General features: G+C 68.7%; 7 protein-coding genes. All 7 read right to left on the bottom strand.

Features of this window, described 5'->3' with window-relative positions:
• Positions 1-36 precede the first annotated feature (36 nt).
• Positions 37-1278 carry an ABC transporter ATP-binding protein gene (locus FNH08_RS36910; protein WP_407704520.1) on the bottom strand — a complete coding sequence of 414 codons (1242 nt, stop codon included), beginning with the start codon at positions 1276-1278 and terminating at the stop codon, positions 37-39.
• Positions 1275-2372: an ABC transporter ATP-binding protein gene (locus FNH08_RS36915; protein WP_152775896.1), complete on the bottom strand. Its 1098-nt coding sequence runs from the start codon at positions 2370-2372 to the stop codon at positions 1275-1277. Before FNH08_RS36915 ends, FNH08_RS36910 begins: the two co-directional genes overlap by 4 nt.
• Complete coding sequence (locus tag FNH08_RS36920) at positions 2369-3370, bottom strand: ABC transporter permease (protein WP_322726093.1); 1002 nt, start codon at positions 3368-3370, stop codon at positions 2369-2371. The genes FNH08_RS36915 and FNH08_RS36920 overlap by 4 nt, the downstream gene beginning before the upstream one ends.
• A gap of 153 nt (positions 3371-3523) precedes the next feature.
• Positions 3524-5293, bottom strand: coding sequence for an ABC transporter substrate-binding protein (locus FNH08_RS36925; RefSeq protein ID WP_152775898.1), 1770 nt, complete (start codon positions 5291-5293; stop codon positions 3524-3526).
• A 98-nt stretch (positions 5294-5391) separates the two neighbouring features.
• The gene (locus tag FNH08_RS36930; protein WP_152775899.1) at positions 5392-6393 is read right to left on the bottom strand and encodes an ABC transporter permease; all 1002 of its coding nucleotides are present in this window, start codon (positions 6391-6393) and stop codon (positions 5392-5394) included.
• 416 nt (positions 6394-6809) lie between these two features.
• On the bottom strand, positions 6810-7601 hold the full coding sequence (locus FNH08_RS36935) for an enhanced serine sensitivity protein SseB C-terminal domain-containing protein (protein WP_322726094.1): 792 nt from the start codon (positions 7599-7601) through the stop codon (positions 6810-6812).
• Between the two features lie 163 nt (positions 7602-7764).
• Positions 7765-8541 carry an enhanced serine sensitivity protein SseB gene (locus tag FNH08_RS36940; RefSeq protein WP_152775900.1) on the bottom strand — a complete coding sequence of 259 codons (777 nt, stop codon included), beginning with the start codon at positions 8539-8541 and terminating at the stop codon, positions 7765-7767.
• Positions 8542-8665 lie beyond the last annotated feature (124 nt).

An 8665-nucleotide genomic window follows, 5' to 3' on the forward strand; every position in this document is an offset into this window, starting at 1 on the left:
ACCTTGCATTGCAAGGTGCACGCCCCCGGTGAGGCCCTACTTGTCCGTCGACTTCTCGACGCTCTCCTCCGCGGCCTCGGACGCGGTCTCGGCCGCGACCTCGGCCGCCAACGCCTCGGACGTCTCCGCCGACTCGGCGAGCACCGCGTCCGGAACCAGTTCCACCGCGTCCTTCGCGGCGGAGAGGAGGACGGTGTCCTGCGGGGCCTGGTCCTCGAAGTTCTCCGGGTGGTGGCAGGCCACACGCTGGCCCGGCTTCAGCTCCAGCAGCGGCGGCTCGGTGGTCTTGCAGATCTCCGTCGCCTTCCAGCACCGCGTGTGGAAGCGGCAGCCGCTCGGCGGGCTGATCGGCGAGGGCACGTCACCGCGGAGCAGGATGCGCTCGCTCTTGGCCGACCGCCGCTTGGGGTCGGGGATCGGCACCGCCGACATCAGCGCCTTGGTGTACGGGTGCATCGGCGCCTTGTAGAGCGACTCGCGGTCGGCGAGCTCCACGATCTTGCCGAGGTACATCACCGCGATGCGGTCGGAGACATGGCGGACCACGGACAGGTCGTGCGCGATGATCACGTACGTCAGTCCGAGCTCCTGCTGGAGGTCGTCCAGCAGGTTCACGACCTGCGCCTGGATCGACACGTCGAGCGCGGAGACGGGCTCGTCCGCGACGACCAGCTTCGGGTTGAGCGCGAGCGCGCGGGCGATGCCGATGCGCTGGCGCTGACCGCCGGAGAACTCGTGCGGATAGCGGTTGTAGTGCTCGGGGTTGAGGCCGACCACGGACAGCAGCCGCTGGACCTCCTTCTTGACGCCGCCCTCGGGGGTGACCTTCTGGAGGCGGAAGGGGGCGCCGACGATCGTGCCGATGGTGTGGCGCGGGTTCAGCGACGAGTACGGGTCCTGGAAGATCATCTGCACATCGCGGCGGAGCGGGCGCATGCCGCCGACGCCGAGGTGCGTGATGTCCTTGCCCTCGAACTCGACCTTGCCCGCGCTCGGTTCGAGCAGCCGGGTGATGAGCCGGCCCATCGTCGACTTGCCGCAGCCCGACTCGCCCACCACGCCCAGGGTTTCGCCCGAGCGCACCTCGAAGTCGATGCCGTCGACCGCGCGGACCGCGCCGGTCTGCCGCCTGAACAGGCCCTCACGGATCGGGAAGTGCTTCTGCAGCCCGGTGACCTTCAGCAGGATCTCGCCGGGGGCGGGATCCTTCTTGGTCAGGGTCGCGCCATCGGCCTGTGCAGGGATACCCACCGCTTTGTCCTCTGCGTTCTCGCTCACAGCTTCGGCGCAATCTCTTCGGTCCAGATCCGCTCCCGCTGCTCCTGCGTCATGTGGCAGGCGGCCCAGTGCCGGCTGCCGACCTCGGTCAGATCCGGGCGGACCGTGCGGGTGACGTTGTCCTTCGGGAGGTCCGCGTACGGGCAGCGCGGGTTGAAGGCGCAGCCGGACGGGATGTTGATCAGCGAGGGCGGGGAGCCCTTGACCGGGATGAGCCGGTCCTGCTGGTCACGGTCCAGTCGCGGCATCGAGCCGAGCAGGCCCCAGGTGTAGGGGTGGCGGGGCTCGTAGAACACCTTCTCGGCGGGGCCGCGCTCCACGCACCGGCCGCCGTACATCACCAGGAGGTCGTCGGAGAGTTCGGCGACGACGCCCAGGTCGTGGGTGATGATGATGACCGCGGAGCCGAACTCCTTCTGCAGGTCCCGGATGAGGTCGAGGATCTGCGCCTGGACGGTCACGTCGAGGGCGGTCGTCGGCTCGTCCGCGATGAGCAGTTCGGGGTTGTTGACGAGCGCCATCGCGATCATCGCGCGCTGCCGCATACCGCCGGAGAACTCGTGCGGGTAGCTGTTGACCCGCTTGTCCGGCTGGGGGATGCCCACGCGGTCGAGCATCTCCACGGCACGGCGTTTGGCGGTCTTCTTGTCCACGTCGTGGTGGATCCGGTACGCCTCCACGATCTGCTGGCCGATCGTGTAGTACGGGTGCAGCGCGGACAGCGGGTCCTGGAAGATCATCGCCATCTCGCGGCCGCGCAGCTTGCGCACGTGGTCCGGGTCGGCGGACAGCAGCTCGGTGCCGTCCAGCCAGATCTCGCCGGAGATCCGCGCCTTGCGCTTGCCGTACTGGCCGGCGGTGTGCAGGCCCATGATGCCGAGCGAGGTGACCGACTTGCCGGAGCCGGACTCGCCCACGATGCCGAGGGTCTTGCCCTTCTCCAGCGAGAAGCTGAGCCCGTCGACGGACTTGACCAGGCCGTCGTCGGTCGGGAAGTGCACCTTCAGGTCGCGTACTTCGAGGAAGGCGGAGGGGGCGGGAGAGGCGGACACGGGTTCCCCGAGGGCCGCTCCCGTCTTGTTCAGGTCGGTCATCCCAGCCTCACTCGCGGGTCGATGACGGCGTACAGAAGGTCGACGACGAGGTTGGCGACGGCGATCGCGAGGGCCGCGAACAGGGTCACGCCGAGGATGACCGGCAGGTCCTTGCTGCTGATGGCCTGGACCGCGGCGAGCCCGAGGCCGGGCAGGTTGAACGTCGACTCGGTGAGCACGGCACCGCCGAGCAGCACACCGATGTCGAGGCCGAACACGGTCAGGATCGGTGTCATCGCGGAGCGCAGGGCGTGCCGGGTGATGACGACGCGCTCACCGAGGCCCTTGGCGCGGGCGGTGCGGATGTAGTCCTCGCCGAGCACCTCCAGCATGGTGGCGCGGGTGAGTCGGGCGTACATCGCGGCATTCAGCAGCGCGAGCACGATCCATGGCAGCAGCAGGGTCTCGAACCACACCCCGATGGAGTCGTCGGTACTGAGATTGTCCTCGATCTTCACCCAGCCCAGGCTGTGCACGAAGATGCCCATCGCGACCATGCCGGTGAAGAAGATCGGCAGGGAGACACCGCCGAGCGCGGCGATCATCGCGCCGCGGTCCCAGATGGTGCCCCGCTTGAGCGCGGAGACCACACCGGTGGCGACACCACCGACCAGCCACAGCACGCAGGCTCCGGCCGCGAGCGCGCCGGTGACGGGCAGCGCGTCCTTGAGGGTGTTCCACACCGGCTCCTCCGTGACGAAGGAGTAGCCGAAGCAGGGGGCCGGGCAGTGGGTCACGTCGCTGCCGTTGGCGAAGTCGCGTCCCATGGGGATGCCCTTGACGAACTCCCAGAACTGCACGAGCAGCGGATCGTCGAGGCCCAGCTTGGTGCGGATGCCCTCGACCTGCTCGGCTCCTGTGGCCTTGCCGGCGAAGAGGACGGCGATGTCCTGTCCCGCCCACTTGGGCAGCATGTAGAAGACGGTGAAGGTCGCGAGCAGTACGACCAGCACCATGATGACAACGGCGATCAGGCGCCGGATGAGATAAGCAAGCACTGTGCGCGGCCCGGCGGCGGCCGGGACTCCTCAAGAGGATTCCTCAGAAGGATTCCTCAGGAAGAGTCCCGGCCGCCGCCCGGGGCCATCACCTGCCCTTCGGACTGGCGGGATTCGGCGGCAAGGGAACGGTCGGCTACGGCAGTTCGGCGGTTACTTCGTGACGCCGAGCATGACGTAGTCGTAGCGGCCGTTGTACGCGGCGGACGAGTAGACGTTCGTCAGCCGCGGGCTGCGCCAGGAGATGTTCTTCTCGTAGATGAAGGGCATCCAGTCGGCGTTGTCGAGCAGGCGCTTGTTCATGTCCTCGTAGATCTTCTTGGACGCGGCCGGGTCCGTCGACGCGATCGCGTCGTCGAACATCTTGTCGATCTCCGGGTCCTTGATCTGCGACTCGTTGTAGTTGCCGTTCGGGAAGATGAAGCGGCTGTCGTACAGCGGCTGCCCGTAGCCCTGGCCGGTCGGGAAGTCCGGGCCCCAGCCGCTCATCGTCAGACCGTAGCCGCGCTCCTTCACGACCTTCGGCGAGCCGGTGATGCTGGAGGACTGGGCACCGTCGATCGGGTCGACCTCGAGCTTGATGCCGACCTTGCCGAGCTGCTCCTGGAGCGCCTCGGCGGCGTCGACCTCGGACGGCTGGTTGGTGCGGGCGGTGATCTTGGTGGAGAAGCCGCTCGGCTTGCCGCACGCCTTCAGCGACTCCTTGGCCTTCGCCAGGTCCGGCTTGCCCTTGCGGGCGAGGACGCCGTACGGGTCGTAGTCGGTGTAGCCGGGGATCGACTTCGGGAAGACCGAGTTGGCGATCTCACCACCGGCGACCTTGCCACCGCGGACCTGCTGCAGACCGGCGAAGTCCGTGGCGTAGAAGACGGCCTTGCGGCAGTCGACGTTGTCGAACGGCTTGGTCGTCTGGACGAGGGCCACGTAACGGACGAACGACGTCTGGATGTTGTCGATGTCGGCCTGGTGGTCCTGGACGGCGGTGACGCGGCCCGACTGGGTCATGCCGGTGCCGTTGACGTCGAGGTCGTAGTCGCCTTCCATCAGCCGCTTGTCGTTCTCCTCCAGGTTGGCGGAGATCGTCACGGTGATCTTGTCCGGAAGCGCCGGGCGGATCGGGTCCGAGGACTTCTTCCAGTTGGTGTTGCGCACCAGGGTCAGGCCCTTGCCCGCCTTGTACGACTGGACCTTGTACGGACCGGAGGAGAACGGCTTGTTGGTGTACTTGGCGCCGGTGTCCTCGCTCTGCTTCACCGGGGCACCGGTGGGCATGGCCAGGAACTGCTCGAAGTCACCGTTGGGCTTGGGCAGCTTGAAGACGATGGTGTTGTCGTCCGGCGTCTCGATGGCCTTCAGACCCAGCTTGTCCTTGGACGTGTCCTTGTAGGGGCCCTTGTACTCGCCCTTGGGGTCCAGCGTCTGCTTGATGTACGCGGGGCCACCGGTGATGGTGTCGGTCGCCCAGATGCGCTCGATGCCGTACTTGATGTCCTTGGAGGTCAGCTTGGAGCCGTCCTCCCAGGTCAGGCCGTCACGCAGCTTGTACGTGTAGGTCTTGCCGTCGGCGGAGACCTCGGCGGGGCCGGTGGCGAGGTCGCCGACCAGCTTGTTGGACGCCTCGCCCGGCTTGGTGTCGTACGTGACCAGGGTGCGGGTGAAGAACCGCATGAAGTCCCAGGTCATGCCGTAGTAGGTGCGCTGCGGGTCCAGGGAGTCGAAGTCCTGCTTGCCTATGAACTTCAGCGTCCCACCCTTCTTGGTGGACGCGTTGACGACCTTGTCCAGCGCGGCGTTGTAGCCCGCGCCCTTGTCGCCGCCGTCGTCGCTGTCACTGCCGCCGCCGCACGCCGTGGTGGTCACCAGCGCCGCGACTACGAGGGCCGCACCGGCGGCAAGCCGTCGCTTCGGGGAACCTGTGGACATTTTCTCGTAACCTCCGAGATTCGCGGTCCCGGTCCTGAGCCGGAGAACCATGGGGTCAGCCACCTGACGGTGCGGCAGGGGCAAGTCGTGGAAGAGCTCTAGCGGGTGCCCTTGGGGTCCAGCGCGTCGCGCAGACCGTCTCCGAAGAGGTTGAACGCGAGGACGGTGACGAAGATGGTCGCGCCGGGGAAGACCATGAACATCGGATCGTGCTCGTAGGTCTCCAGCGCGTCGCGCAGCATGCCGCCCCAGGACGCCGTGGGCGGCCGTACACCCGCGCCGAGGAAGCTGAGCGCCGCCTCCGTGAGGATGTTGGTGGGGATCATCAGCGTCGCGTAGACGAGGATCGGGGCGACGAGGTTGGGCAGCAGCTCCCTGAACAGGATGTGCCGCCGTCCGCCGCCGAGGCTGCGCGCGGCCTCGACGTACTCGCGCTCGCGCAGGCTCAGGGTCTGGCCGCGCACGATGCGGCCCACGTACGGCCAGCCGAAGAAGCCGATGACCAGGACCAGTACGCCGATACGCACGCCCGAGCCGGTCAGGCCCAGCAGGTCGTCGGGGAGCACCGAGACCAGGGAGATGATGAAGAGCAGCTGCGGGAAGGAGAGCAGCACGTCCATGGTGCGGCTGATCAGCGCGTCGATCCAGCCGCCGAAGTAGCCCGCGATGATGCCGAACAGGGTGCCGAGCGCCACGGCGACCACGGCGGCGAGGAACGCCACGAGGAGCGAGATCCGGGCGCCGTAGACGATGCGGCTGAACACGTCACGGCCCTTGTTGGGCTCGACGCCGAAGAGGAAGTCGCCGCTCACGCCGCCCCACGCGCCCTGCGGCAGGTTGGTCAGCGGGTTCAGCTTGTCCTGGTGGAACTCGTTCGGCGGGTGGCCGAGCAGACCGACGATCAGCGGGGCGAACACGGCGACCAGGGTCAGGAAGAGCACGAAGGCGCCGCCGGCGAGCGCGACCTTGTCCTGCTTGAGACGGCTCCAGGCGATCTGCTTGAGGGACCGGCCCTCGACCTTGCTGGCGCCTGTCTCCGCCGGATCGGCAGGAGCCGTCGGGGCCGCTTCCGCGGTCGTGTCGTGCAATGGCGCCGTCATCTGGCAGGGACCCCTCTCAACCGGCGGTGACCGGCCCGCACTCGCCGCGGTAGCGGCCTGATCGTCGATCGTGGGCAGGGGTGGAGTTCCCCTGCCGTACACAGGGGTGAAGCCCCCTGGTCCGGGAGTCTTCAACGCTTCGCCGATCTGCTGCCAGACTTGACGGCGAATGGATGCCTAACCGTGATGCTGTCCCGTGGGTTCCGTTATGCGGACGTCACACAACGTGATTCGGACGCGGGGCAGTTGGGGCGCAAGAGGTTGCGGCTTACATTTACCCGCGTAGATGCGGACATGTCCCGCAAAACCGCCCAGGGTGCTTGTGGGTGCGCTGTGAAGGGTGGTTGGGGCGCCGTGGAGGGGGTTCTGGGCGCCGTGGAGGAGGTCTGGCGCGTCGCGGAGGAGGTCCGGGGCCCTCAGTACCCGCCCGGGTATCCGTACCCGCCCGCGGCGGGGGCCTGGGCCGGGGCCGCGTGGGCCTCGCGGTCGTAGAAGGGGCGGGCGTTGGCGCGCAGCCACATCGCCACCGGGTCGAACTCGTCGGACATCGCGACGGTCGAGACGGGCAGCCCGTCCGGGACCGCGCCGATGGACTGCTGCATCATCGCCCGCACCGAGTCCACGGCGGGCGGCGACGTGTCGTACACGTCGAGCCCGATGGCCAGGTACGGCGCGCCGAGCGCGGGCTGCACCCAGGCGCGGCGCAGCGAGCGGACGGCCGGGGTGCGGTGGGCGTTCTGCGTGAGGAGGGCGTAGAACTGCGGGATCTCGATGCCCGGTTCGGACAGTCGCAGCGGGCCCGCGGGCTGGCGCTCCAGTCCGGTGGCGATGCGGCGCAGGTCCAGCCAGGGGATGCCGAGGCCGCCGCCGGGTGCGTGCGGATTCAGCCACAGGCCGTACTGGTCGGGGTACAGGGTGCGGGCCACGTCGAGGCCGTCGACGACCTCGTAACTGCGGTTCCAGCCGCTGGCCGAGAGCTCCTGGGCGGAGGTGACGCAGGGGGCGTAGCCGTAGCCCTCCACCTCCATGTTCCCGTACTGGGCGTCCGGGGAGCCGGCCTGGCCGTGCCACAGCAGCATCCAGACCTGGCCGGAGGACGGGGTCGCGAGCGCGCGCAGCAACGCCTCGTACGCGTCGTAACGCCCGGGCGTCACCTGGCGCAGCATGTGCTCGACCTGGCCGGTCGCGGCGGTGCCGCTGGCGCTCACCTTTTACCGCCCTCTCGCGGAGACCTGAACGTTGGATATGAAACCAGCTTAAGTGGCTCTGCCGACAACCAGCGCCTCCGAGCTCGGGGCTTACTGCCTGCTGGCGGATGCGGGTTGTTTGTGGTTGATCGCGCAGTTCCCCGCGCCCCTAAAAGGGCGCCTCTCAGTAGCCCTGCTGGTAGAAGGGCCGTACCCGTTCGCGCATCCAGTCGCCCACCGGGTCCTGGGCGACGTCCAGGAAGACCATGTTCACGGCGTACCGCACCGGGGCCGTGGTCAGGGCCCGGGCCAGCGCGTCCAGGGGGAGGGCGCGGTCGGCTTCCCAGGAGGAGAGTTCGACGCCGATGAACATCACCGGGTCGGAGGTCTCGATGGCGGCCAGGCAGCGGCGGGCGCTGAGCACGGCGCCGGTTCCGGCGAACTCGGCCGAGGCGGCGGCGAGGAAGTCCACGGGCTCGTCCTGCCAGTCCGGCTCGAACAGCCGCACCCGGGCGCCGCTCGCCGACCCGTCCAGCGGGGTCCGCCCGGCCCGGCACAGCTCGGCCACGGCGGCCGGGGGCAGCGGCACGCCGACCACGCCGTCCGGGTTCACCGCGATGCCGACGTGCGGCGGCAGCCCGCGCGCGAACTCGACAGCGGGCGCGATCGTGTACGACATGTGGTTGCCGACGACCTGGCGGAACTGCTGCTCGGAGCTGAAGACCGGCACGTACGCCTGGCCCTCGATCTGCAACGTCGGCAGGTCGAGCGGGCCGCTGTGCGGGCCGCCGCCCTCGGGCAGGGGCACCCACAGGAAGCTGCGGCCGAGCACCTCCACGATCCGGCCGCCCGCGCTCGACTGGCCGAGTGCCGCCGAGAGCACCTCCTCCAGTTCGTTGCCGGGCCATCCGCCGTGCGGGTGGGGGTGCGCCTGTTCCGGGAAGTCCGCCGGGAAATCCATCTTCTGCTGCCTACCGCTTGCTCTCCGAACCGCTGCTGTGGCTGAACCCTAATGGGCTGATCGGGGCCCGCGCCCCGTCAGGGGCGCGGGGAACTGCGCGACAAGCCACGAACGCCCCGCAGAC

The sequence above is a fragment of the Streptomyces spongiae genome, assembly GCF_009377185.1.
GTDB classification, from domain to species: domain Bacteria; phylum Actinomycetota; class Actinomycetes; order Streptomycetales; family Streptomycetaceae; genus Streptomyces; species Streptomyces spongiae.